Source organism: Arthrobacter globiformis (assembly GCF_030817195.1).
GTDB classification, from domain to species: Bacteria; Actinomycetota; Actinomycetes; order Actinomycetales; family Micrococcaceae; genus Arthrobacter; species Arthrobacter globiformis_D.
Map to the genome: position 1 here is coordinate 125,559 of NZ_JAUSYZ010000001.1, position 23,768 is coordinate 149,326.

The 23,768-nt window shown below is 67.7% G+C and carries 22 protein-coding genes and 1 riboswitch; of the genes, 10 read left to right on the plus strand and 12 right to left on the minus strand.

Annotation, left to right across the window (positions count from 1 at the left end):
• Positions 1 to 96 precede the first annotated feature (96 nt).
• Positions 97 to 975 (plus strand): amino acid-binding protein, encoded by an 879-nt coding sequence (locus QF036_RS00605; protein ID WP_307098272.1) that lies wholly within the window; start codon positions 97 to 99, stop codon positions 973 to 975.
• Here the strand turns inward: QF036_RS00605 and QF036_RS00610 are convergent.
• Entirely contained in the window at positions 957 to 1,940 is a 984-nt protein-coding gene (locus QF036_RS00610; RefSeq protein ID WP_307098274.1) for an aldo/keto reductase, read from the minus strand. The two genes, QF036_RS00605 and QF036_RS00610, sit on opposite strands and share 19 nt — an antisense overlap.
• Before the next feature lie 296 nt (positions 1,941 to 2,236).
• On the opposite strand from QF036_RS00610, the gene QF036_RS00615 reads away from it, so the two are divergent.
• From QF036_RS00615 to QF036_RS00645, 7 genes are all read left to right on the plus strand, one after another.
• Positions 2,237 to 3,571, plus strand: a complete 1,335-nt coding sequence (locus QF036_RS00615; RefSeq protein ID WP_307098275.1) for an MFS transporter — start codon at positions 2,237 to 2,239, stop codon at positions 3,569 to 3,571.
• 179 nt (positions 3,572 to 3,750) lie between these two features.
• Entirely contained in the window at positions 3,751 to 5,118 is a 1,368-nt protein-coding gene (locus QF036_RS00620; protein WP_307098277.1) for an MFS transporter, read from the plus strand.
• Positions 5,119 to 5,129: 11 nt separating this feature from the next.
• On the plus strand, positions 5,130 to 6,662 hold the full coding sequence (locus tag QF036_RS00625) for an amidase (protein WP_307098278.1): 1,533 nt from the start codon (positions 5,130 to 5,132) through the stop codon (positions 6,660 to 6,662).
• Between the two features lie 57 nt (positions 6,663 to 6,719).
• Positions 6,720 to 7,403, plus strand: coding sequence for a GntR family transcriptional regulator (locus QF036_RS00630; RefSeq protein ID WP_307098280.1), 684 nt, complete (start codon positions 6,720 to 6,722; stop codon positions 7,401 to 7,403).
• Positions 7,400 to 8,200, plus strand: coding sequence for an aspartate/glutamate racemase family protein (locus QF036_RS00635; protein WP_307098282.1), 801 nt, complete (start codon positions 7,400 to 7,402; stop codon positions 8,198 to 8,200). The genes QF036_RS00630 and QF036_RS00635 overlap by 4 nt, the downstream gene beginning before the upstream one ends.
• 63 nt (positions 8,201 to 8,263) lie before the next feature.
• Positions 8,264 to 9,685 carry an amidohydrolase family protein gene (locus tag QF036_RS00640; protein ID WP_307098285.1) on the plus strand — a complete coding sequence of 474 codons (1,422 nt, stop codon included), beginning with the start codon at positions 8,264 to 8,266 and terminating at the stop codon, positions 9,683 to 9,685.
• Between the two features lie 51 nt (positions 9,686 to 9,736).
• Positions 9,737 to 10,432, plus strand: a complete 696-nt coding sequence (locus QF036_RS00645; RefSeq protein WP_444875985.1) for a maleate cis-trans isomerase family protein — start codon at positions 9,737 to 9,739, stop codon at positions 10,430 to 10,432.
• 85 nt (positions 10,433 to 10,517) lie between these two features.
• On the opposite strand, the gene QF036_RS00650 is transcribed toward QF036_RS00645, so the two are convergent.
• The 4 genes from QF036_RS00650 to QF036_RS00665 all read right to left on the minus strand — a co-directional run bounded on the left by QF036_RS00650 (position 10,518) and on the right by QF036_RS00665 (position 13,851).
• Positions 10,518 to 11,435, minus strand: a complete 918-nt coding sequence (locus QF036_RS00650; protein WP_307098289.1) for a diacylglycerol/lipid kinase family protein — start codon at positions 11,433 to 11,435, stop codon at positions 10,518 to 10,520.
• Positions 11,436 to 11,598: 163 nt separating this feature from the next.
• The gene (locus QF036_RS00655) at positions 11,599 to 11,853 is read right to left on the minus strand and encodes a hypothetical protein (RefSeq protein WP_307098292.1); all 255 of its coding nucleotides are present in this window, start codon (positions 11,851 to 11,853) and stop codon (positions 11,599 to 11,601) included.
• Positions 11,810 to 12,856 (minus strand): MFS transporter, encoded by a 1,047-nt coding sequence (locus QF036_RS00660; RefSeq protein ID WP_307098294.1) that lies wholly within the window; start codon positions 12,854 to 12,856, stop codon positions 11,810 to 11,812. Before QF036_RS00660 ends, QF036_RS00655 begins: the two co-directional genes overlap by 44 nt.
• Positions 12,857 to 12,927: 71 nt before the next feature.
• Positions 12,928 to 13,851, minus strand: a complete 924-nt coding sequence (locus tag QF036_RS00665) for a dihydrodipicolinate synthase family protein (RefSeq protein ID WP_307098296.1) — start codon at positions 13,849 to 13,851, stop codon at positions 12,928 to 12,930.
• 124 nt (positions 13,852 to 13,975) lie between these two features.
• Between QF036_RS00665 and pdxR the strand changes: the two genes are divergently transcribed.
• Positions 13,976 to 15,364: a MocR-like pyridoxine biosynthesis transcription factor PdxR gene (gene pdxR / locus QF036_RS00670; RefSeq protein WP_307098298.1), complete on the plus strand. Its 1,389-nt coding sequence runs from the start codon at positions 13,976 to 13,978 to the stop codon at positions 15,362 to 15,364.
• A 52-nt stretch (positions 15,365 to 15,416) separates the two neighbouring features.
• Here pdxR and QF036_RS00675 read toward each other — a convergent pair whose 3' ends face one another.
• On the minus strand, positions 15,417 to 16,022 hold the full coding sequence (locus QF036_RS00675) for a LysE/ArgO family amino acid transporter (protein WP_307098299.1): 606 nt from the start codon (positions 16,020 to 16,022) through the stop codon (positions 15,417 to 15,419).
• Positions 16,023 to 16,091: 69 nt separating this feature from the next.
• Here QF036_RS00675 and QF036_RS00680 point away from each other — a divergent pair, with 69 nt between their 5' ends.
• The gene (locus QF036_RS00680) at positions 16,092 to 17,000 is read left to right on the plus strand and encodes an ArgP/LysG family DNA-binding transcriptional regulator (protein WP_307098301.1); all 909 of its coding nucleotides are present in this window, start codon (positions 16,092 to 16,094) and stop codon (positions 16,998 to 17,000) included.
• Positions 17,001 to 17,034: 34 nt separating this feature from the next.
• Here QF036_RS00680 and QF036_RS00685 read toward each other — a convergent pair whose 3' ends face one another.
• The 6 genes from QF036_RS00685 to QF036_RS00710 form a co-directional block, all read right to left on the minus strand.
• A complete protein-coding gene (locus tag QF036_RS00685; RefSeq protein ID WP_307098303.1) occupies positions 17,035 to 18,582 on the minus strand; it encodes a purine-cytosine permease family protein in 1,548 nt (515 codons plus the stop codon).
• Positions 18,579 to 18,992, minus strand: coding sequence for a YybH family protein (locus tag QF036_RS00690; RefSeq protein WP_307098305.1), 414 nt, complete (start codon positions 18,990 to 18,992; stop codon positions 18,579 to 18,581). Before QF036_RS00690 ends, QF036_RS00685 begins: the two co-directional genes overlap by 4 nt.
• 262 nt (positions 18,993 to 19,254) lie before the next feature.
• On the minus strand, positions 19,255 to 20,202 hold the full coding sequence (locus QF036_RS00695) for a C40 family peptidase (RefSeq protein ID WP_307098307.1): 948 nt from the start codon (positions 20,200 to 20,202) through the stop codon (positions 19,255 to 19,257).
• A 6-nt stretch (positions 20,203 to 20,208) separates the two neighbouring features.
• Positions 20,209 to 20,377, minus strand: a riboswitch (cyclic di-AMP (ydaO/yuaA leader).
• 162 nt (positions 20,378 to 20,539) lie between these two features.
• Positions 20,540 to 21,913 carry an NAD(P)(+) transhydrogenase (Re/Si-specific) subunit beta gene (locus QF036_RS00700; protein ID WP_307098309.1) on the minus strand — a complete coding sequence of 458 codons (1,374 nt, stop codon included), beginning with the start codon at positions 21,911 to 21,913 and terminating at the stop codon, positions 20,540 to 20,542.
• Entirely contained in the window at positions 21,910 to 22,278 is a 369-nt protein-coding gene (locus tag QF036_RS00705; RefSeq protein WP_307098311.1) for an NAD(P) transhydrogenase subunit alpha, read from the minus strand. Before QF036_RS00705 ends, QF036_RS00700 begins: the two co-directional genes overlap by 4 nt.
• A complete protein-coding gene (locus tag QF036_RS00710; RefSeq protein ID WP_307098313.1) occupies positions 22,278 to 23,591 on the minus strand; it encodes a Re/Si-specific NAD(P)(+) transhydrogenase subunit alpha in 1,314 nt (437 codons plus the stop codon). The genes QF036_RS00705 and QF036_RS00710 overlap by 1 nt, the downstream gene beginning before the upstream one ends.
• Positions 23,592 to 23,768 lie beyond the last annotated feature (177 nt).

The window sequence follows — 23,768 nt, forward strand, 5'->3', positions numbered from 1 at the left end:
ATTATCTGTACAAACCTCCATGCATCCGGGGAATGTTTCGCGGGATCGGAACGCGGGGGCAATCACCCTGTAACAGCGGCCGGGCAGTCTGGCACCATGAAGCCCCACGCGCCGAAGCCCCACACGCCGACCCCGTCCGCGGCCGAACTGAGCTGCGAGGTCTGCGGGCAGATGCCCGAGCCGACCAAGACCCGCCTCACGGTGGCCAATGTCGCCGTCATGCTCCCGATCGAACTGCTGGTGCACGCGCTGGTGGTGCAGACGCATTTGCCCTATCTGGCCAAGGTGCTGGTCCTGACCCTGACGGCCACCGTCCTGGTGATCTGGGTGGCCGAGCCCTCCGCGGCGCGGGTTTTGCGGCGGTGGCTCCACGCACCCGCCCTGCGGCACCGCCGGCGCCTTGGCACGGCACCCGCGCTGTGGCGTGCCCGGACCGTGCTCCGCGACGAGCCCGGCTCCCTTAAGCGGATCACCAGGTCGCTGGCACTGCTGGACACCAACATCCTGGGCATCCACGTCCACCCGGTCCGGGGCGGGGTGATGGATGAATTCGTCCTGTCGGCCCCGGGCGAGGTCAGCGAGCGCCAGCTGCTGGAGGCCTTGGCGGACGGCGGCGGACGCAGCACGCAGGTCTGGCCCACCACCGCCCTGGCCATGGCCGACGGGCAGACCAAGGCCCTGAGCCTGGCCGCCCGGATCGCCGCCACGCCGGGGGAGCTTCCGCTGGCCGTGGCGGAACTGCTGTCCGCCCGGATCCTCGATCCCGCCGGTGAGTCAGCCCGCCACGTTAGTGAAACGAACGACGCCGGGACCGTCCTGAAGATCCCGACCGCCTGGCACGGACCCATCACCTTTTTCCGTCCCGGCGAGCCGTTCACGCCGGCCGAATCGGCCCGTGCCCACCGGCTCGCGGAGCTCGCCGAAATCCTGGCGCACCGGGAGCCCCTTCGGGTCGGTCAGAACCCGGAGGGGTAGCGGGGCGTGTAGCTTTCCTCGAGGCGCCGCACCTCCGATTCGGTCAGGGCAAGCTCGACGGCGGCAGCGGCGTCGTCGATATGGCGTTCCTTCGTCGCCCCGATGATGGGGGCGGTGACGGCGGACTTGCCCGCGCTCCAGGCCAGGGCAATCTGCGCCATCGGCACCCCACGTTCGTCCGCCACGGCGGCAACTGCGTCGACGATGGCCCTGTTCGCGTTCTCGTCCTGTTTGTACAGGCCCTTGCCGAACTCGTCCGTGTCCTGCCGGGTCCCGGATCCGGCAGCGCCCCACGGCCGGGTCAGGTTTCCGCGCGCCAGGGGGCTCCAGGGGATGACACCCACGCCGGTTGCCCGGCAGAACGGGTGCATTTCGCGCTCTTCCTCCCGCTCGAGGAGGTTGTACTGGTCCTGCATGGACACGAACCTGGTCCAGCCGTGCAGCTCCGCCACATGCTGCATCCGGGCGAACTGCCAGGCCCACATGCTCGATGCCCCGATGTAGCGAGCCTTGCCCGCCTTCACGACGTCATGCAGGGCCTCCATCGTCTCCTCGACGGGAGTCACCGGGTCATAGCGGTGGATCTGGTACAGGTCCACGTAGTCGGTGCCAAGCCGGGTGAGGGATGCGTCGATCTCGTGCATGATCGCGGCCCGGCTGAGTCCGGCCCCGTTGCGGGCCTGGCGCATCCGCCCGTGGACCTTAGTGGCGATCTGGACTTCCTCACGCGGGGCCAGTTCCTTGAGCAGCGTGCCGGTAATCTCCTCGCTCGAGCCGGCCGAGTACACATTTGCTGTATCGAACGTGGTGATTCCCGCCTCGTAGGCGCGCCGCACGAACGGCCTGGCCTCATCGAGCCCCACGCTCCACTCGTGCGACCCCTTCCCCGGATCGCCGTAGCTCATCATGCCCAGGACAACGGCGCTGATTTCCAGCCCGGAGTTTCCAAGTCGAACCGTCTTCATTCGGTACTTCCCTTTCGATGCTTGCCCTTCGGCCGCTGTCACAATTCGTTTTTTCGCGGGCCACGGGTTACTTCTCCGAAAACCCTTGACAGTGTCCCACGCCACTCCTTACCTTGAATTTGGGATCCCAAATCGGGATCCCAAATAGCGAGGCTCTTCCGCTGGCCCACACCCAACACCGCCAGCCCGAAAATTCCCGCCAGACCGCGGCCGCACCGCCCCCACTTCGTCCCCCCACCCCCTGTCCGCACCCTTCCCGCAAAGGAGAAGCTGTGTCTCTTCCAGATACTGAAGCAGTGACAACCCCGACCCAATCCACGAAATCCCGCGGCCCTGAGCCCGGCACGGACGGCGTGCAACGGCGCACCAGCGTCCGATGGAAGCTCTTCCTGCTGCTGCTCGTCCTGGTCGCCGTCAACTACATCGACCGCGGCTCCATCTCGGTGGCGCTGCCCATCATCCAAAAGGAATTCAACCTCGCCCCGGAGCTCGTGGGCCTCCTGCTTTCCGCCTTTTTCTGGACCTACGCCCTGATGCAGATCCCGGTGGGCCTGCTGATCGACAAATTCGGGCCGCGCAAGGTCATGACAGCCTCCTGCGTGGGCTGGGGCGCAGCGACCGCCGCCTCCGGCATGGCCGGCGGCTTCCTGAGCATGTTCATCGCCCGCCTGGGCATCGGCGTCACCGAAGCAGGCGTCATGCCGGCCGGCGGCAAGCTGAACGCCATCTGGATGCACAAGTCCGAGCGCGGCCGGGGTGCCACCATCCTGGACGCCGGTGCTCCCCTCGGCGCGGGCCTGGGCGGCATCCTTATCGCCGGCCTCATCGCCGCCACCGGCAGCTGGCGCAGTTCGTTCGTCATCGCCGGTGCCGCCACCGTCCTGATGGGCCTGGCCGTCTGGTGGTACGTCCGCGACAACCCGCGCCAGCACCGCGGCGTCAACGCTGCCGAGGCCGACTACATCGAAGCCTCGCATGCGGCGGAGGATGCCGAAGCCGAGAAGGAAGGCAGCAAGGGCAAGCGGGCACTGCTCCCCTACCTGAAATTCCGCTCCTTCTGGGCCATGTGCTTTGGCTGGCTGGGCTTCAACGGCGTGTTCTACGGCCTGCTCACCTGGGGTCCGCTCTACCTCGCCCAGGCCAAGGGCTTCGACCTGAAAACCATCGGCTGGTCCACCTTCGTGATCTTCGGAGCCGGCTTCGTCGGCGAGATCCTGGGCGGCACCATCGCCGACAAGTGGCGGGCGTCCGGAGCCTCGGCCAACCGCGTCATGCGGACACTGCTGGGCATCTCGAGCGTCGTGGTGGTGGGCGGCCTCATCGGGGTGACCGTCGTCGCTGACCCGACCACCGCCGTCGTCCTTCTCTCCGTGGTGATGTTCTTCCTCCGCTGGGTGGGCCTGTTCTGGAGCATCCCGTCCATCCTGGGCGGCCGCACCAACGCCGGCGTGCTCGGCGGGGCGATGAACTTCAGTGGCAACATCTCCGGTTTCGTCACGCCGATCGCCGTCGGCCTGATCGTGGGCGCCACCGGCTCCTACACCTGGGCGCTGCTCTACTTCGTGGGATCGGCCATCATCATGGGCGTCTCCGTGCTCACCCTGAACTACAACAAGCGCCTTCCCGTCTAAACCTGCCGAGCCACCCCTGCAACACTTATCCCTGATTTGGGATCCCAAAACCATTGACATCAGCCCACGCGCAACCTACCGTCATATTTGGGATCCCAAACCGGCACAACGGGGACAACGTCCTCAAACTCAATCCAACCGGTTCCTGTACCCCCAATCGCATCGCCCAGGAGGGCCACATGTCGATCAACTCCCGAATCCGCAGTTCCGTGTCCGACGCCAAGCCGAAGGGCGGCGGGAACTCAATGAAGAGGGTCGTCGCCGCGAGCTTCGTCGGCACCACGCTTGAGTATTACGACTTCTTTGCCTACAGCACAGCAGCCTCCATCGTCTTCCCCATCCTGTTCTTCCCAGGGTCAGAACCCGCCACGGGCCTCCTGCTGGCCCTGGCCACCTACGCTGTGGGCTACGTGGTGCGTCCCCTGGGCGCCGCCATCTTCGGCCACTTCGGCGACAAGATCGGCCGCAAAAACGTCCTGGTCACCACACTGCTCCTGATGGGCCTGGCCAGTGCCGCCGTCGGGCTTCTGCCCACCTACGAAAACATCGGCGTCTGGGCTCCGGTCCTGCTGGTGTCCCTTCGCTTCCTGCAGGGCATCGGCATCGGCGGCGAATGGGGCGGGGCCGCCCTCATGGTGACCGAGTCCGACAAGAGCGGCCGGCGCGGGCTCTTCGGCAGCCTCGTCCAGACCGCCGCGCCCACGGGCCTGCTCCTGGCCACCGGCATCTTCACGCTCATGACCTCGGCCCTCTCCAAGGAAGCCTTCCTCGCCTGGGGCTGGCGGATCCCGTTCCTGATCAGCTTCGCGCTGGTTGCCATCGGCCTCTACATCCGGCTGAAGCTCGCGGAGTCGCCGATCTTCGAGGAGACGGAACAGAAGGCTGCGGAGAAGAAGCAGGAGGAAGTCAAGGCTCCGCTCCTGTACGTCTTCAAGCACTACAAGAAGCAGCTGGCTCTGGCAGTCGGCGCCCGGATCGGCAGCGACATCGCGTTCTACATCTTCGCGCTGTTCGTCCTCGTCTACGGAACCGAACACCTGGGCCTGCCCAAGAGCCTGGCCCTGGCCGCGTCGACCATTTCGGCCGTTGCCCAGATGATCAGCATCCCGCTGTTCGGCGCACTCTCGGACCGTGTGGGCCGCAGGCCCGTCATGATCGGCGGCGCCGTCGCGGGCATCATCTACAGCTTCGTGTTCATTGCGATGCTCAACTCCAAGGACCCGTTCCTGGTGCTCATCGCCCCCGCTATCGGCCTGGTGATCGTTGCGGCCATGTACGCCCCTGTGGCCTCGTTCATCCCCGAACTGTTCGCAACCAGGGTCCGTTACACCGGATCCGCCGTGGGCTTCCAGCTCGCCGGCGTCTTCGGGGGCGGCTTTGCCCCGCTGATCGCCATCCAGCTGATCGTCCTGACCAGCTCCGGATTCGCGGTGGCCGGTTACCTGTCCGCCGCGCTGCTGCTCATGGTGTTCTGCGTCTACGTCGCCAAGGAAACGTCCAGGATCACCATGAACGAGGCCGGCAAGACGGCCAGCACCACACGATAAGGATCATGGACATGAACAACACCGCCCTGCCTTCAGCGCAGGCCACCGTGGACAGGACCTCCATGGACAGGACATCCACGGACAGGGAGCAGCTGACCCGGCTTTCCATGACCGAATGGGCGAGCGCCATGCGGGAGGGCCGCGTGACGGCGACCGAATGCCTGGAACTGCACCTGGAACGGATCGCCGAGGAAAACCCGCGCCTGAACGCCATCGTCACGCTCAACCCGCTGGCCGCTGAGGAAGCTGCCGCCGCGGACCGGGCTGCCGCCGATGGCAGGCCGCTGGGCCCCTTGCACGGCGTGCCGTTCACGGTGAAGGACACCCTGGCCACGAAGGGTCTGCGCACGACGGCGGGAAGCCCCCTTCTGGGGGATTACGTACCGGAGCAGTCCGCGACGGCGGTCCGCCGCCTGCAGGAGGCAGGTGCGGTGTTGCTGGGCAAGACGAACTGTTCGGAGTTCGCGGTTGAGACACACACCCGCAACCCGCTCTTCGGTGACACCTGGAATCCGTGGGACACGGGCCTGACGTCCGGCGGTTCCACCGGCGGTGACAGCGCCGCCGTGGCCTCCGGCATGAGTGCCTTCGGGCTCGGCACCGACTTTGGCGGGTCCATCCGCTGGCCGGCCCACTGCACTGGCGTGGCGAGCCTGCGGCCCACTGTCGGTCTGGTGCCCGAGACGGGGCTTCTGCCGTATGTGCCGCCGGCGGCCGGAGAAAGCCTCCCCGCCCCCAACTCAATGTCTGCCCTGCACCGGCTTGGCACCGTGGCCTGGCTGGCCCGGAGCGTGGAGGATCTGGGCGTGCTGCTCGGCATCCTCGCCGGGCCGGATGGGGTGGATCCCTCCACCGTGCCGGTTCCGCTGGGCGCTCCGCTCGATTCCCTGGCCGGGATCAGCTGCGCCTGGTTCGAGGACGAGGGCACCCACCCCGTCCGGGACGATCTGGTGGCCGCCGTCCAGAGGGCCGCGGAAGCCCTTGAGGGCCTCGGTGTTCCGACGAAGCAAGGCAGGCCGCCAGGCCTGGAGCGGGCGGCGGCAGCCTTCGTTGCCCTCCGCACGGCCGAGGGAATGCCCGAAGTGGTGGAGCTTGCCACGGGGCGCGAGGACGAACTGGGCGCCAACCTGCGCAACTCCGTGCTGGGCGCAGAACCCGGCACGGTGCTGGACTACCGCAAGGCCGCCGCGGAGCGGGATGCGATCCGGGCACAGGTGCTGGGGTTCATGGCGGAGCACAACATCCTGCTGCTGCCTGTGGCCAGCCTGCCGGCCTCGGATCCCCGGACCGGAACCTTCAGCGTCCGCGGCAGGGAAATTCCGTGGACGGAGCTGGGATCCTGCTGCCGCGCCATCAGCATCCTTGGTTTCCCGGTGGCGGTTGTGCCCTGCGGGCTTTCCAGCGAAGGCCTCCCCGTGGGCGTCCAGGTGGTGGGCAGGCCGTACCGCGACCGCGAAGTACTCGCCGTCGCCGCGGCCCTTGAACGGGAGTTTGGCCGCTTCAGCCCCCCGCCGCCCAGGTCCAGGCCAGCTTCAGCGGACTGACCAGAGATGGAAGCCGCCGAGGACATAGAGTCTCTAAAAACCCACGAATGGAGCACCATGCTTGCCGCAGAAGAAACCCAGAACAAGGAACGTCCCCTCCGCGAGACTGTCCGGGACACGCTGCGCACCAGGATCTTCGAAGGGCATTACGCTCCGGGCACACGGCTCGTGGAACGTGACCTTGCCGCCGAGTTCAATGTCTCCCGGCTGCCGGTCCGCGAGGCGCTGCGGATGCTGCGCCAGGAGGGCCTCCTCAGCGACCGGGGAGCCCGCGGCGCCGAGGTCAGCTCCCTCAGCCCCAAGGACGTGGAGGATCTCTTCGATGTCCGCCAGTCATTGGAGGTGCTGGCCTGTCGCCTCGCCGCAGTCCGGGCAACACCGGAGGACCTTGAGTATCTTGAGGGGCTGCTGGACGAGGCCGAACGCTGCCTCGCCAAGGGCGCCGTCATGGAGGCCCACCGCGCCAACAGCGAATTCCACGACGCCATCACCCGGATCGCGGACAACGGCTTCCTCAAATCCGCCCTCGAACCGCTGCAGGGCCGCATGCACTGGCTGTTCCGCCACGTCAGCGACCTGCCCGAACTGATCCAGGAGCACCGGGAACTTTACGGCGCCATCGCCAGCGGCGATCCCGACCGCGCCGCCGCGCAGTCGGCGTCGCACATCGGCAAATACCGCGAACAGTTCCCCGACGACTTCCAGAAAACAGAACCCGACCTTCACCGGAAGAAAAAATGAAACTCCTTGTCATCAACCCCAACATCAGCGACGACGTCACTGCCCTGATCGAGTCCGAGGCCCGGCGTTCTGCCTCCCCGGGCACCAGCCTGGTTGTCCGCACCGCCGGTCACGGCGTCGAGTACATCGAAACCCGCTTTGAATCGCTCATCGCGGCCGGCGCCGTCGCCGAGATCATTGCCGAACACACCGCCGGAGGCGGCGGGGATGCCGATCCCATCGACGGCGTCGTAGTGGCCGCCTTCGGGGACCCGGGGATGCCGGCGCTGAAGGAACTCGCCGACGTGCCGGTCATCGGCATCACCGAGGCGGCCCTCTGCGCCGCTGCGCTGCAGGGGCACCGTTTCTCCATCATCGCCATCTCCGACCGGATCCGGCCCTGGTACCTGGACTGTGTGGAGCGCTTCGGCCTCGGCGGACGCCTGGCCTCCATCCGCTCCATCAATGAGACCCTGAACGCCATCGGTTCGGTGCAGCAGGACTTCAAGGAAACCCTCCTGGCACTCAGCCGGCGGGCCGTCGCGGAGGACGGGGCCGACGTCGTCATCCTCGCCGGAGCGCCGCTGGCTGGGCTGGCCCGGGAACTCCAGGGGCAGATCCCCGTTCCCGTGGTGGACGGCATCTCCGCCGGCATCCGCATGGCGGAGGCCGTGGTGGGGCTCCAGTCCGGCCCGCACCGCGCAGGTGCGTTCGCTCCCCCGCCGGTCAAGGCCCGCAAGGGCCTGTCCGAAAACCTCGACGCCGCCCTGACCGCCGCCCAGACGGCGTCGAACGCCGCGGCGCCTTCCCCCAGCTAGACCCATCGCCCTCACCCAATTAGCCCCCAGCAACAAATCAGCTTCCCAGTCAGGAGGACAACGATGTCCCGCATTCCCCAACTTGTCATCACCAACGGCACCGTGGTCAACAGTTTTGGCCGCCGGCACGCCCACATCGTGGTGGTGGACGGCAAGATCAGCCAGCTCGTCGACGCCACGGAACCCGCGCCCGACGCCGAACGCACCATCGACGCCACCGGCCAGCTGGTGATCCCCGGCGGCGTGGACGGGCACTGCCACGTGGCCCAGGTAACCGGCCGGTTCCGCACCCTGGACGATTACCGGACCACCTCTACCGCTGCCCTGTGGGGCGGCACCACCACCATCATCGACTTCGGCATCCCGCGCGACGCCCGCGAAACCCCGCTTGAAGCCGTGCTCAACAAGAAGGCACTGGCGCAGGAGTCACGCTGCGATGTGGCACTGCACGGGTCCGTGGTCAGCTGGGATGAGACCGTGCCGTGGCAGCTCGAGCAGCTCGCCGCCGAGGGCGTCCGCTCCGTGAAGATGTACACCACCAACCGCGGCACCACCATGGCGGACGGGGACACCATCCTGAAGGTGATGCGCGAAATGGTCCGGCTGGACGGGCTCACCTACATCCACGCCGAGCACGACCCCATCATCGCGGACTGTACGGCGCAGCACGCCGACGACGGCAGGATCGGCATCGAGCACCTGCACCGCACGCGCCCCGAGCTTGCCGAGGAAACCTCTGTCAAGGAAACCCTGGCCATGGCCCAGTACACGAAGGCACCGGTGTACTTCGTCCACCAGTCCACGCCCGGCGCCGTCGACCTGGTCAGCGAGGCCCGTGCCCACGGTCAGGAGGCCTACTCGGAAACATGCCCGCACTACCTCGCGCTCGACGACACGGTGTACGGCTCGGCGTTCCCGGAGTGGTACGCCTGCTGCCCGCCGATGCGCAGCCCGGAAACGGTCGCGGCGCTGAAGCAGCGGCTGGCCGGCGGCGCCATCCACACCGTCTCCTCGGACCACTCCTGCTACGACCTGACCCAGAAGCGGGAACGCACCGACGACGTCCGCGCCATGCCGCACGGCCTCCCGGGCGTGGAAACCCGCATGCCCGTCGCGTTCACGGTCATGGCCGAATCCGGCAGCAGCGTGGAGGACTTCGTGGAGGTCTTCTCCGCCGGACCGGCCCGCATCAACGCCCTGCCCGGCAAGGGCTCCATCGCCGAGGGCTTCGACGCCGACCTGGTGCTCTTCGATCCTTCAGTTCGGCGGACCGTGGACGGCGGCGCGCTGCACATGGGCACCGACTTCTCGCCTTTTGACGGCCGAACGCTGGCCGGCTGGCCCGCCGTCGTGGTTTCAACCGGCCGCGTAGTACTGGACCAGGAGGGGTTCCACGATCCAGGCGCCGTGGGCCGCTTCGTGTCCCGGAACGGGTTCCGGGAACACCTTGCCGCCGCTGCCGACCTGTCCGCCGCGACCCTCTAGGAGCACTCGTTGAACCGCCACACCCCGCCTGCCCGCCCCACCCGGATCGGCATGATCGTGCCGTCCTCCAACACCTGCCTGGAACCCCAGAGCTACCGCATCCTGGGTGACCGCTCCGACGTCACCATTCACTTCACCCGGATTCCGGTCACCCGGATCGCACTGGACGATTCGTCGGACAGGCAGTTCGACCCCGCCGTCATGCGCGAGGCGGCCAGGCTGCTGGCGACGGCGGACGTGGACGTGATCGCGTGGAACGGCACCTCAGGATCGTGGCTGGGGTCCACGCACGACCGCGACCTCATCCTTGAAATCACGGACGCCACCGGCATCCCCGCCACGACGTCCACGCTCGCATACCTCGAGGCCTTCCAGTCCTTCGGCATCGAGAGGATCGGGCTATTCACGCCATACACGCAGGACGTCAATGAGGCCATCATCAGGTCCTATGAGCGGGACGGCATCAAAACCGTCAGCCACCGCTGCCTGGGCCTGAGCGACAACGAGTCCTTCGGCCGGGTGACCGATGATGAAATGCGTCCCGGCTCCCTGGAACTCGCGGCCGACGCTCCTGATGCGCTGATCTACCTCTGCACCAACCTGTACGGCGCCAACATCGCGGCTGAAATCGAGGCGGGAACGGGCGTACCGGTCCTGGATTCGGCTGCCGTGACGCTGTGGCACTGCCTGAAACTTGCCGGCTCACCCTTGCTCGCACCAAGGTGGGGCCGGCTCCTCGGGAACTGACGCGCCTGTCCATATCGGCCAGGCCCGGGCACTCCCAACCCCGGGGTGCTCTCCCTTCCGGAGCGGATCTACACCCGGATCGGGTCTACATCCGGACTTTGAGCGCCCCGGGCTCCACCCAAATGGACAGCTGCTTGACGGCGCCCACATGGTCGCCGTCGAGCTGGAACTCCTCCTCGTGCTCCAGGGTGACCTCGATCCTCTTGCCCTGGAAGTACTCCGCGGATTCCTTCTCGTTCTTCCTGCGGCCGAAAATGCCTGCCGCGACGCCGAGCCAGCCAAAGCGGCCGCGAGGGGCCAGGATCAGCACGTCCACGATGCCGTCGTCGATCTTCGCCTCGGGGAAAATCTCGATGCCGCCCATGATCCGGCCGCAGTTGCCGGCCATGACACTCCGGATGCGGCGCTTAACCGGATGCTTGTCGTCCACCTTGATGGTGGCCCTGACCGGCTTACCCGGGAGCTTGCGGATCCCGGCCTCGACGTAGGCGAGCCAGCCCATGCGGTCCTTCAGCGCGTCCACAGTGTCCGCCATGATCGCGGCGTCGTAGCCCACGCCGGCCATCACCAGGAAGACTTTCTCGTCGTCGGACCCGTCAAAGGTGGTCCTGGCGACGTCAACCGTGCGGTCGGTGCCGTTCAGGACGTCGTACGCGGCGGAAACGGGATCCGTGATGTCCACGCCCATGTTGCGGGCCAGCAGGTTGCCCGTGCCCAGCGGCACCATTCCCATGGGCGTTCCGGTGCCGGCCAGCGCCTCAGCCACGCACCGCACGGTACCGTCGCCGCCGGCGGCAATAACGACGTCGACCCCCGCCTCCAGCGCCTCGCGGGCTTGGCCTACACCCGGGTCTTCGACCGTGGTTTCCAGCCACATCGGTTCGGCCCAGCCCTGCGTGTCGCACAGCCGGACCAGCGAGGCGCGGAGATCGGCGCCAACAGCCTTGGCGGGGTTGACCACCACGGCTGCCCGTGGCGGCGAGGAAGCATTCTGGGCTGTCATGGTGTCCTTCGGCTGCTGCGGGCGGCGGGCCCGAAAGCCCCGGAACTCAAATCGTAACCGCGTTCGCGAAATATGGGGCACGACCCGATCAATCCGGCTGATACTTGCGAGCGCGATCGGCGCGGCCGGCGACCCTCAGCGCGCCCTCTTCAGCCCGCCGTCTTCAGCCTGCCGACTTCAGCCTGCCGCCTCCGCGGCGGTCCAGGACCGATGCCCCGGCACTGGCCAGGATGAGTGCGGCGGCAAGGAACAGGGGAAGCTGCGGCTCCCCTGTCATGACGACGCCGGCCGCGGCTGTTCCGGCTGACCCGGCGGCGATCTTGAGGGCACCAACCCAAACGAACACCTGCCCCCGGACCTGCGGCGGGGCAAACTCACTGCGGGCGGCTAGGGTCGCCGCGAAGAAGTACGAGTTCATGATGCCCGCAACTGCGTAGGCGGCGACGGCAGGCGCAAAGGACCCGGACAACGCGGCGACGGCCAGCGCCGCGGCGACGAATCCCGCGAGGACGCGTCACCAGTCGGTCCGCGTCGCCCCGCAGCGGGCGGCACATCACTCCGGCCGAACCGGCCAGGCCGCCCAGCCCGTAAGCCGCCGTCAGGACGCCGGCGGCTGCTGGCTGGACCTGGAACATGGCGGTGGAGGCGACGGCCGCGATGGGAAGGGCAGCCACGGAGAACGCCACCGTGATGGTCAGGTACAGCATCCTCCGAAGGCGGCCCGAGACAGCCATGAGCCGCAGGGTCTGGACCGGCCTCGGAACCTCGGCTGCCACTGCTGCGGGAGGAACATGGGGCAGCAGTCGAACGACGCCGGCAGCCACGAAGGTGGCCGCCGCCAGGATCAGCGCGGCTACAGTGGGTCCGGCCCAGGCGGAGACGGCGGCCACGACGCTCGGGCCGATGGTCCCTCCGATTCCGTAGGTGGCCACATCCCAGCCTTGGGCACGGCGCTGGCTGACCTGGTCCGGGCCGGCGATCGCCGGTAGGCGGCTGCTGATGCCGCCGGTCAGCAGCGGCCCGACCAGCCCCGAAACCACCAGCAGAACGCCGGTGACCGCCGGCCAGGTCACCGGGTACAGCAGCACGGCGGCCGCCAGCGTGGCGCCATGGACGACGCACGCCCACGCGATCAGGACGCGCCCGTCACGGCAGGAGTCCAGGCTTCGCGCCACGAGCGGCCCCAGCAGGTGCGGCGCGGTGATGCAGGCGCCGAGCAGGCCGGCAAGCCAGCCCGGCGCCCCGCTTGTTGTGGCCATGAGGACAATTGCCACCACCGCTCCGCCGTCGGCGGTGCGTGCCAGCGTCGCGGCCGCCACGTAGCGGACCAATCCTCCGCGGGCCGATCCTCCGCGGGCCGGGGCCAGGTCCGGGGTCTGTTTCGTCGGCGCGTCTTGCTCTACCCGTGCTTGTTGTCCCACTCGTGCTTGTTGCTCCGCCCGTGCTTGTTGCTCTGCGGTACCGCGGTTCAGGCTGCCCATGCGGTACCTGCTCAGGCACCCAGTCCGCTGAGCCGCAGGGCTTCCTCGACCCGGGTGCGGCCCTCACCATCGAGGCTTTTCAGTGGGCGGGGCAGGCACGGCGCCTCCACGAAGCCCAGCACTTCGGCCATGGTGGCAGCGACGCGCAGGCTTCCGTACGTACGGAAGAGCTCCCACACCGGTCCCAGCGCCGCAGATGCCTCCAGCGCCAAGTCACCCTGGCCGGTCTGGCCAACCTGGCCGGTCTGGTCACCTCGGCCGGTGTGGGCAAGATCAACGATCGCCCTGGCGGTTTTGGGAAACAGGCCGGCGATAACCGAATACCAAACGTCGCACCCGGCCAGAAGTGCCTCCACTGCAGCCCAGTCGCCGCTGACGCCCAGGGATACGCCTCCGGGAACTGCGGCGCGGAGGCTCGCGATGCGTTCGGCGGCCTGACCCGGACCCGGGGGCGGGAACTTGATCGATGCGATGCCGGGAAGTTCGGCGATCCGGCCATGGAGTTCGTCGGAGAAGGTGAACCCTGTGGTGGCCGGGTTGTCATAGACGGCAATCGGCAGATCCGACGCGGACGATACATCGCAGTAGAGCCGGTAGACCTCGTCCTCGCTGAGCCGCTGATACGAGACAGGAGCCAGCAGCAGGCCGGAGGCGCCCGCCGCCTGGGCATCCTCGACGCAGTCCAGCACGTCACGGGTGCGCATGGCGCCGACACCCGCCACCACCGGAGTTCCCTGGGCAGCATCAACGGCAGCCTCCACCACCTTGCGGCGTTCCCCGCGCAGCAGATAGGTGTAGATACCGGTCGAACCCAGCACACTGATGTTGTCCACGCCGGCATCGACGCACCGCGCAACCAGCCGAACCAGTGCGGTTTCGTCGACGTCGTCCCCGGCGAGCGGAGTCAGGGGAAAAGCACAAAGGCCGGTAAACACGAGGCGTGTCCTCTCTTCAGTTCAGCTTAGGTTTCTCCCTTCATGCTCACAGCCGGATTGGTCCTAACATAGATCCAAGAATCCACGATTCAGGAGGACCAAGATCGAAGCCGAACTGCCGCTGGTGCTGGACCACCAGAGCCGCGTTCCGCTTGCCTCCCAGCTGGTTGTCCGGCTGAGGGACGCCATCCTTAACGGAACCCTGAGGCCGGAGCACACCCTGCCGGCTTCGCGGCGACTTGCCGCCGGGCTTGGTGTCTCCCGCGGAGTGGTGGTGCGCGCCTATGAGCAGCTTGCCGGCGAAGGGTTCCTGGAAAGCCGGGGCTCGGGCGGCACCCGCGTGACGGTACGCTCCGACGGCCTGGGCGTGGCGCCGCTAGGCACTCAGGCCGTGTCCGGCATGGAGCCAACCGCAACGATCGACCTCACACCGGGACGGCCGTCCGGCGCGCCGTTCCGTGACCGCGACTGGCGGGCCGCGTGGCGGACGGCCGTTGCCGAGCCGGTGGAAGTGGAGATTCCGGCCATTTTGGGCACTCCGGGCCTTCGCGCTGCCGTGGCCGAGCACCTCGCCGCGTCCCGCGGACTTACGGTGAGTGCTGACGACGTCGTCATCACAGCCGGTACCAGTGACGCCCTGCAGCTGATCGTCACGGCACTCCGCGGCGCGGCGGACCGGCCCCGCGTGCTGATGGAGGACCCCGGCTATCCCACGGCCAGGCGGGTGCTTTCCGCGGCGGGCGCCGCGGTGGAAACCCTTCCGGTTGCCGACGACGGGCTGGAAGCGGCACAGCTTGCGGCCATCGATCCCCGCCCTGACGCCATCCTGGTAACTCCCAGCCACCAGTACCCCCTGGGCGGCCGGATGCCGGTGAAGGAAAGGCTGGCTCTGCTGGCCTGGGCTGAAGCCAACCGGGTGGTCATCCTCGAGGACGACTATGACAGTGAATTCCGGCACCGGCGGATGCCCCTGCCCGCCTTGGCCTCGCTGCCCTCCGCTGCCGAAGTCGTCCTGGTGGGCACCTTCTCAAAGTCGCTGAGCCCGTGGCTGCGGTGCGGCTACCTTGTGGTTCGCGGCACCTCCGGGCAGCGCCTCAAGGATGCACGGCTTGACCTCGGCACACCTGTTTCCGGGGTACTGCAGTCTGCCCTCGCCCATTACATTGCGGGCGGAGGCCTCGCACGGCACATCGCCCGGGCGCGGCGCCAGTACACGCACCGCCGCGAACTGCTGCTCCACCGGCTCGGAGAACGGGCAGACGTCCACTTGGCGGCCTTGGACGGCGGCCTGCACGCCGTCATCCGACTTCAGCCGAACGTTCCTGCCGAGCGTGTGGCCGAGGAAGCGCTGGGGCTGGGGGTGCGGCTTGCGACATTGGCGAGCTATTTTTCAGAACGACCACCGGAAAACGGCCTCGTCATCGGATACGGCGCCCCGACCGATCTGCAGCTTGCCCGTGCACTGGACATCATCGCCGGGATACTCGACCGGATGGCTGGGGACAGCGGATAACGGAGGCGCCGCGGCTGCCGGCAACGCCGCCGTCGGTCTTTCGTTGCGAGCGTCAGTGCCCGGTTGCCAGGACGACGGCCAGGGTAAGCATGAGCAGGGCGACGCCGCCGTCGAGGATGCGCCACGACGCCGGCCGCGCGAAAAAGCCGCTGAGTCCGCGCGCCCCGTAGCCGATCAGGGGAAACCAGAGGGCGCTGCCGACGGCGGCCCCGGCCCCGAAGAGCCACTTCCCGGAACCACCGTGGGCGTTGGCGAGCGAGCCCAGCAGCACCAGCGTGTCAAGGTACACGTGGGGGTTGAGCCAGGTGATGGCAGCGGCGGTGAGTACAGCCGACCAGACAGTTCCCTTGCCGGGAGAATCCGCCGCCTTTAGGGTCCCGGGGCGCAAGGCGCGCCGTGCGGCGAAAACGGCGTAGGCGAGAAGGAACGCGACACCGAACCAGCGCACCACCGCGAGCAGGACCGGTGCGCCCTGGATGAGCGCGCCGATTCCCGCGACGCCGGCGAGAATCAGGAGCGCGTCGCTGAGGAGGCACACCAGGACGACCGGCAGGACACCCTCACGCTTGAGGCCCTGCCGCAAGACGAATGCGTTCTGCGCTCCGATGGCGACAATCAGGCTGAGGCCGGCTCCTAGGCCGGTGAGGAAGGGAAGCATTCTTCGAAGGTACGGTTCGAAAATCTGAAAAGCAATTCACTTTTTCTGCATTTGCATTAGAATTTCTTCATGGAACTCGCCCAGCTCAGAGCCCTTGCCGCCGTCGTCGACCACGAGACCTTCGACGCCGCCGCGGGGGAACTCCGCCTCACTCCCTCGGCCGTTAGCCAGCGCATCAAGGCGCTCGAACGCTCCGTGGGCAGTGTGCTGGTGCGGCGCCTCAAGCCTGTTCGCCCAACGCCTGCGGGCGAACAGCTCCTCCGCTCCGCGCGCCAACTCCTGCTCCTCGCCGACGAGGCGGTCCTCGCCCTCCGCGGGACCGGGCCCGCAGAGGGGGAAGCCGGCGGTGCGCCGCCCAGCGCCGACCGGCTGCGGGTTCCCATTGTGGCCAACGCGGACTCCATCGCGACGTGGCTGCCGGCGGCCTACCGGGAGATCGCACTCGGCGGCCGCGTGGCCCTCGAGCTCTTGCGCGACGACGAACACTCGACAGCCGACCTGCTGCGGTCCGGCGACGCCGTCGGAGCAATCACCGCGGATCCCCGGCCGGTGCAGGGGTGCACCCTCCGGCCGCTCGGCACCATGGTGTACCGGGCCAAGGCGTCACGCGATTTCGCGGCCCGCTGGTTCCCGGACGGCCCCACGCCGGAGGCCCTCGCCGCCGCCCCCGTCATGCAGTACGACCGGAAGGACACGCACCAGCTCGCTGCTCTCGCGCGCGTCGCGCCGGACGCCACGCCCCCGCAGCACTTTATTCCCGATTCAGTTCAGTTCGTCGAGTCGATTCACGCGGGCCTGGGCTGGGGCATGGTGCCTGACCAACAGGACCCCGAGAACACGCTGGTAGAGCTCGACCCGGGGTGGAGCGAGGACCTGAGGCTCTTCTGGCAGGTGTGGACGCTGGACTCGCCGGGCCTCGCGGAGGTGACGAACGCCGTCGTCCGCGCCGCGCAAACCCTGCCGCCGCACCGGAACTAGTTTCGGTGGATCCAGTTTCGGTGCGGCGGGGCCTTTAGGACAGCACGGACTCGAGATCTTTCTTCTCATCAACGATCGGGATGTTCTTCGGGGCCGCTGCCCTGACGAACCTTGGCCCCGCCGGGCCAAATGCGTCCGCGGGTTCCGGGAAGAGCCACAGCACCGCGGGGTAAAGAACTGCAGCCAGGCCAATCGAAACAGGGATGCTCAGGTCCACTCCCGCGGCGAGGTTGCCGAGAGCACCGACGAACTGGTTTGGAACGTTCACGAACATGATTCCCATGACCGCCGAGAAGATCCAGACGCCCATCGCGCGCCAGTTCCACCCGCGGTTGAACCAGTAGCGGCCACCCACCTGGCGGCGGTTGAAAACCTGGAGGGAGTCGGCGTCGTACCAGCCCCGCCGGGTCATGTAGCCGATCATCATCATGATCATCCACGGCGCGGTACAGGTGATGATGAGCACCGCGAACGTGGAGATGCTCTGCACAATGTTAAAAGCGAAGCGGCCCACAAAGATGAAGACGATGGCGATGGACCCGATGAACAACGTGGCCTGGACGCGGGAGAACCTGGGAAAGACGCTGGAGAAGTCGAGGCCTGTTCCGTAAAGCGCGGTGGTGCCGGTGGACATTCCGCCTACCAGGGCAATGAGGCACACCGGCAGAAAATACCAGGCAGGGGAGACGGCCAGGAGCCCGCCGACGTAGTCGGAGTTTTCAAAGAACGCCGGCGCCTCCGTTGCAATGATGGTCGCCGTGACCAGCCCGAAGCCAAAGGGCACGAGGGTAGCCACCTGGGCCAGAAAGGCAGCGGCCATGACCTTTCGCTTGGGCGTCTCAGCCGGGATGTACCGGGACCAGTCGCCCAGGAACGCGCCGAACGAGATCGGGTTGGACATGACGATCAGTGCCGATCCGATGAAGGACGGCCAGAAGAGCGCGTTAGTGGTTGCATCCGCTCCCTGCCCGAAGGTCCCGGCGTACGACGCGTCGAACGTACCCGCGAAAGCAACGATTCCGAGCAGGAAAAGCAGGGACGCAGCGACCACCGCGATCTTGTTGACCCAAAGCATGAAACGGAACCCGTAGATGCACACGGTCAGGATCAGGACAGCAAAGACGCCGTAGGCGAGGCTTAGCGTCACGGCGTTTTGGGGCAGGCCCACCAGGCGGTTCGCGCCCCCTACGAGCGCGTCCCCTGAACTCCACACGGAGATGGAGAAGAAAGCGAAGGCCGTCAGGAGTGACAGGAAGGATCCCACCACACGGCCGTGCACGCCCAGGTGCCCGGACGACGAAACGGCATTGTTCATTCCGTTGGTCGGGCCGAAAACGGCCATTGGGCAAAGTATCAGGCCGCCAACCACCACACCCAGGACCGTGGCCACCAGTGCGTCCTTGAAGGACAGCCCAAAGAGGATGGGAAACGACCCCAGAACTACCGTGGCGAATGTGTTCGCGCCGCCGAACACGAGACGGAACAGATCCAGCGGTTTTGCGGTCCTGTCGGCAGCGGGAATCGGTTCGATGCCATGCTGTTCGACCTCGGTCACGGCGGGGGCTTTGGGTTCGTTTGTCATGAGATTGCCTTCGGGCTAGCAGGCGACGGAGAGAGATGCTCGTGAACGGCGAGCACGCTGCCAGACTCCGTCCTGGTGAAAATGATGGTCTCCCTCTCGTGAAGGGTCTCTTTGGTGCCGGCGGCGTCGATGACTGTCTCGACATCATGGCTGAAAACGGCGCATGGGCCGGCGATCTGGATATGCGGATTAGAGCTGGTGCACGCTGCGACCTGCCAACCATCGTCGAGCCAGTTCTGCCACAGGGCGCGGTATTCCCCGCGCGAGGTGAGGCGGTCCGGTTCGGAATGGAAGACGAAGGTCGCGTCAGGCGCGAAACAGTCGAAGTAGTCGTCTGTGTTGGTGGCCGCGAAGGCGGTCATCAGCCTCTTCGCTGCTGCCTCAACCTCGGCGGTGGTGATTAGGTCCACGGGAACTCACTCTCGGCGTTGCTTGCAAAGTTTCGGCCGTGACGTGTCCCACCTCACATCCGGTCAGGGCATCAGTTAACCGTCCCGGTATCCATAGGTCAACGATTGTTGCGTGGAAGTGACTTTTGTTTCGGTCGCCGACGACCCTTACGGAACCGCGCGGCGGGCGCGGAACAAGCTCAGCGGCATTCCAAACTGCCACCAAACGCAGCAGCGGCGGGTGCCGATGCACCCGCCGCTGCTGTGTAAACCGTTCCGCCTGTTAGGCGTTCACCCGCACGTAAGTCGAGCCGGTGAGCCAGGAGGCCGGGTGCACGATGGTTTCATTGACACCGTTCATGCCGCTGCTGATGGCCTGCCCGCCACCGATGTAGACGCCGACGTGTCCCGCGCTGATAATCAGGTCCCCGGGCTGCGGGGCCGAAACCGGAGTGCCGTACTGGTGGAACTGCGCGGGCGCGAGGTCGCCGACGGACTTGCCGACGGAGCGCAGGGCCTGCTCCACCAGGACGGTGCAGTCCTGGGTGGCACCGAGCTGCGCCCGGGCGGAGGCCACAATGGCTGCGCCGGCGCCGCTGGCTGCCGGAGCGGTTGCTGCCGGCGTTATCGACGCGGAGGCGTTGTAGATCCCCATGCCGGTCGGCTCGGGGACGGCCGGAGCCGCAGGGGCTGCCGGCGCGGCAGGAACCTCGGGTACCGCGGGAGCTGCCGGAGCTGCAGGTACTGCGGGAGCTGCAGCTGCGCCCGGCCCGGGGATGAAGATCTGGTCGCCGGGGTAAATGACCGAGGCCAGCGACAGGCCATTCTCTGCCAGAAGAGCATCGAGGCTGACACCGTGGCGTGCTGCGATGGCACCAAGGGTGTCGCCGGGCTCAACGGTGTGCGACGCACCGGCAACAGCAGATCCGCCGCCTGCCGGGGCCGGGGCTGCCGGTGTGGCCGGGGCGGCCAGCGCCCGGCCAGCGGCGGCGGGGGCAGCGAGCGCCTGGCCAGCCACAGACTGGGCAGCGGCGTCCGGCGTCTCGGGGGCGTAGGCCCCTGCGTGGGCGGGCGCCCCGGCGCCGAAGAGAAGACCGGAAGCGACGGCGGCTGCGGCCGCCGGTTTGGCAACCGAGGCGGCGTTGGACTTGAGGGAATACGACAGGCCCTGCAGGGCGATGGACGTCGTCGGGGTAGCGCGATGGCGCGCGGGCGTGAACTTACGTGACATGGTTGATGTGCCTCTCCCATGCCTGCGGGGTGAGCTGTCGGGTTCGGATGGGAGTCACCCGGTCCTGCCCGCCGCCAGGCGGAGCTTCTGGACTTAACCCCTAGGCCTTGACTCGCAAGACCGGTAAAAAGGTGGTTCCCCCGTCCCTGCCTGTTGGTCGTAGCGAACGGATCCCGGTCAGCGGCAGGGCTCGGCATTCTGCCCGGGAATGCCCTGAGCGGAACCAGGGCACCGGCCGAGGCTATCGCACTCCCGCAGCAAAGTCACATTTCGGTAACGGCCGGGGGCGGAGGCGGAACTGCAGGAACCAGGGTAGACGGTCCCCGAAGGCCCCACTTTACAGGGCCTTCACCGCGCCCAGCACCTTCGTCAGGGACTCCTTCGCGTCGCCGAACAGCAGCGTGGTCTGCGGCTCGAACATGAGGTCGTTCTCAATCCCGGCGAACCCTGGCCGCATCGAGCGCTTGAGGAACACCACCTGCCGCGCGTCGGCCACCTCGAGGATCGGCATCCCGTAGATCGGCGAACCGGCGGTGGTCTTCGCGGCGGGGTTCACGACGTCGTTCGCGCCCACCACCAGCGCCACGTCTGCAGTGCGGAACTCGGAGTTGATCTCGCCCATTTCCTTGAGCGATTCGTAGGGCACATTGGCCTCGGCGAGGAGCACGTTCATGTGCCCGGGCATGCGTCCCGCCACGGGGTGAATGGCGAAGTCCACCCGGATTCCCCGGGATTCCAGGGCCTGAGCCAGCTCTGCCGCGGTGTGCTGTCCCTGCGCCACGGCCAGGCCGTAGCCGGGTACGATGATCACGTGCTGCGCGTAGCCCAGCAGGACGGCCACGTCCTCCGGGCTGGACGAGCGGACCGGACGGTCGCTCATGACGGTGGAGCCCGCCGTCGAACTTCCCCGGAACGCGCCGAACAGGATGCCGGCCACGCTGCGGCCCATGGCCGCGGCCATCGCCCGGGTGAGGATGGTGCCCGATGCCCCCACCAGAGTCCCGGCCACCACCAGGAGCACGTTCCCCAGCACCAGGCCGGACGCGGCAACGGCGAGGCCGGTGAACGCGTTGAGCAGCGAGATGACGATGGGCACATCGGCGCCGCCCACCGGCAGCACCAGCAGCACGCCTGCCACCAGGCCCAGCAGCAGGAGCAGCAGCGCCAGCACGAGCGACCCGCCCATCACGACGGCGGCGGCGGCACCGACAGCGGCGAGCAGCACCGCACCCATGAGCACCGGCAGGCCGGGGAACACCACGGGGCGGGTGGTCATGAGCTCCTGCAGCTTCGCGAACGTCACGGCTGAGCCGGCGAAGGACACCGCCCCCACCAGGAGGGTGAAGACGACGGCGACGCGCACCCAGGCGTCCTCCGCATGCGGCAGTTCCAGCAGCGCCACGAGGGCGGCGGCGCCGCCGCCCACCCCGTTGAAGAGGGCGACGAGCTGGGGCATCTGGGTCATCTTGACACGCCTGGCCACGGGGGCGGCCACACCGGAACCGACGGCAATGGCGCCGAGGATCAGGGGGACGTTGTCCAGCCTGGTCGAGAAAAAGACGGTCACGACGGCGACCAGCGCACCGAAGGCGCCGATGAGATTGCCGCGGCGGGCGGTACGCGGGGAATTCAGGCCCTTCAGCGCCAGGATGAAGAAGACGGCGGCTGCAAGGTAGAGCAGGGCGGTGACGTTGGGGTCGAGAAGGATCACCGCGTGGCCTCCGTGTTCTCCTTGGTTTCACGCTGGGGGACGCCAGGCCCCGGAGCTCCAACCTTGGGGGCCGGCTTGGCCGGTTTTTCCTTACGGCCGCGGAACATCTCGAGCATGCGGTCCGTCACCACAAAGCCGCCCACCAGGTTGGCTGTGGCGAGGACCACCGCCAGCAGCGCCACCGCGAGCACCCAGGGGTGCGTGGCCTGCCCGGCGACGATGATGGCACCCACCAGGATGATCCCGTGAATGGCGTTCGCACCCGACATCAGCGGCGTATGCAGCGTGCTGGACACCTTCGACACCACCTCGAAGCCGACAAACACCGCAAGCACGGTGATGGTCAGCAGGCTGATACCGTCCATCAGACCACCCCTTCGTTTTCCGACGCCTTCACTGGCCCCTTCGCCAGCTCGTCGGCGAGGTCGTTGTCCGTTTCGCCGGCAGTGCCCGTTTCGTCGGCGGTGTCCCCCGGCGTGTCCCCCGGCGCGTCCGCTGATGCGTCCGCCCTTGCGTCACCGGGCGCGTTCTCCCCCGTGAGCGCCGCAAGAGCCTCCGCTGTCGGCGGATGCCGCACCACGCCGTCGTGCGTCAGGCAGGCGCCTGCTATGACGTCGTCGTCGAAATCCGGGACCACTGTCCCGTCGCGGGTCATCAGGGCCAGCAGGTTGGCGACGTTCTTCGCGTAGAGCCTGGAGGCGTCCGTGGGCATGGCGGACGGCGCGTCCTTAAGGCCGACGACGGTGACGGTCCCCTTTCCGTCGGCGGTGGGGACGTGGACGTCCCGGCCGGGAACGGACCCCTCGACGTTGCCGCCGGATTCCGCGGCGAGGTCGACGACGACGGACCCGGGGCGCATGCCCTGCACCATCTCGCGGGTCACCAGGAGTGGGGCATGCCTGCCGGGGACGGCCGCCGTCGTGATCAACACGTCGGAACCGGCGACGTGCGGCGCCAGCAGCTGCCGCTGCAGGGCGCCGCGGTCGGCGCTGAGCTCGCGGGCGTATCCGCCGGCCGCCTCCGCCGTCTCCAGATCCAGTTTGATGAAGGTGCCGCCCATGGACGTGACCTCCTCAGCGGAGGACGGCCGGATGTCGTTCGCGGAGACCCGGGCTCCGAGCCGCTTCGCCGTTCCGATCGCCTGCAGCCCGGCCACACCGACGCCGAGCACCAGCACCCGCGCGGGCGGCACGGTTCCCGCGGCGGTCATGTACAGCGGGAAGAAGCGGGGCAGGCGGATGGCAGCTTCGAGGACACAGCGGTAGCCAGCCACGAGGGCCTGCGAGGAGAGGGCGTCCATGGACTGGGCACGGGAAATGCGCGGCACGAGTTCCAGCGCGAAGGACGTGACCCCACGTTCGGCGAGCACCCTGACGGTGGCGAGTTCGGACGACGGCGAGGCCAATCCCACGGTGACGGCGCCGCGCTTCAGGGCTGTCGCCGTCGGGAGTTCCAGCGGGCGGACATGGGCGAGGATGTCCAGCAGGGCGGGATCGATGTCCGCAACGATCTGGGCGCCTGCCTCGCGGTATTCATCGTCGGCATGCCCGGCGGAGACGCCGGCCCGGGATTCGACCAGCACCTCCAGGCCCAGTCCGGCCAGCTGCTTGACGGTTTCCGGCGTCGCAGCGACCCGCCGCTCGCCTTCCCGGCGCTCCCGCGCTATGCCCAGCTTCACCCGCCACTTCCTTCCAACGGGTGCAGCGGCGCTTCTGCTCCCCTGGAGTTTCCGGACCTTTTCGGCCGAATGACGGAGCGGCGCTGCTACACGTAGTTGGCTAGAGTCTATGGCCCAAGGGCGCGCGGCGGGAGGGTGACCCGTCGGGTTCGCTTTGGACTGCTGCTTCGGGTCGTC

Coding starts and splice junctions, on each gene's coding strand:
- QF036_RS00605 (WP_307098272.1), top strand. CDS start 97: ATGAAGCCCCACGCGCCGAAGCCCCACACGCCGACCCCGTCCGCGGCC.
- QF036_RS00610 (WP_307098274.1), bottom strand. CDS start 1,940: ATGAAGACGGTTCGACTTGGAAACTCCGGGCTGGAAATCAGCGCCGTT.
- QF036_RS00620 (WP_307098277.1), top strand. CDS start 3,751: ATGTCGATCAACTCCCGAATCCGCAGTTCCGTGTCCGACGCCAAGCCG.
- QF036_RS00625 (WP_307098278.1), top strand. CDS start 5,130: ATGAACAACACCGCCCTGCCTTCAGCGCAGGCCACCGTGGACAGGACC.
- QF036_RS00630 (WP_307098280.1), top strand. CDS start 6,720: ATGCTTGCCGCAGAAGAAACCCAGAACAAGGAACGTCCCCTCCGCGAG.
- QF036_RS00635 (WP_307098282.1), top strand. CDS start 7,400: ATGAAACTCCTTGTCATCAACCCCAACATCAGCGACGACGTCACTGCC.
- QF036_RS00640 (WP_307098285.1), top strand. CDS start 8,264: ATGTCCCGCATTCCCCAACTTGTCATCACCAACGGCACCGTGGTCAAC.
- QF036_RS00645 (WP_444875985.1), top strand. CDS start 9,737: ATGATCGTGCCGTCCTCCAACACCTGCCTGGAACCCCAGAGCTACCGC.
- QF036_RS00650 (WP_307098289.1), bottom strand. CDS start 11,435: ATGACAGCCCAGAATGCTTCCTCGCCGCCACGGGCAGCCGTGGTGGTC.
- QF036_RS00655 (WP_307098292.1), bottom strand. CDS start 11,853: ATGAACTCGTACTTCTTCGCGGCGACCCTAGCCGCCCGCAGTGAGTTT.
- QF036_RS00675 (WP_307098299.1), bottom strand. CDS start 16,022: ATGCTTCCCTTCCTCACCGGCCTAGGAGCCGGCCTCAGCCTGATTGTC.
- QF036_RS00680 (WP_307098301.1), top strand. CDS start 16,092: ATGGAACTCGCCCAGCTCAGAGCCCTTGCCGCCGTCGTCGACCACGAG.
- QF036_RS00685 (WP_307098303.1), bottom strand. CDS start 18,582: ATGACAAACGAACCCAAAGCCCCCGCCGTGACCGAGGTCGAACAGCAT.
- QF036_RS00695 (WP_307098307.1), bottom strand. CDS start 20,202: ATGTCACGTAAGTTCACGCCCGCGCGCCATCGCGCTACCCCGACGACG.
- QF036_RS00705 (WP_307098311.1), bottom strand. CDS start 22,278: ATGGACGGTATCAGCCTGCTGACCATCACCGTGCTTGCGGTGTTTGTC.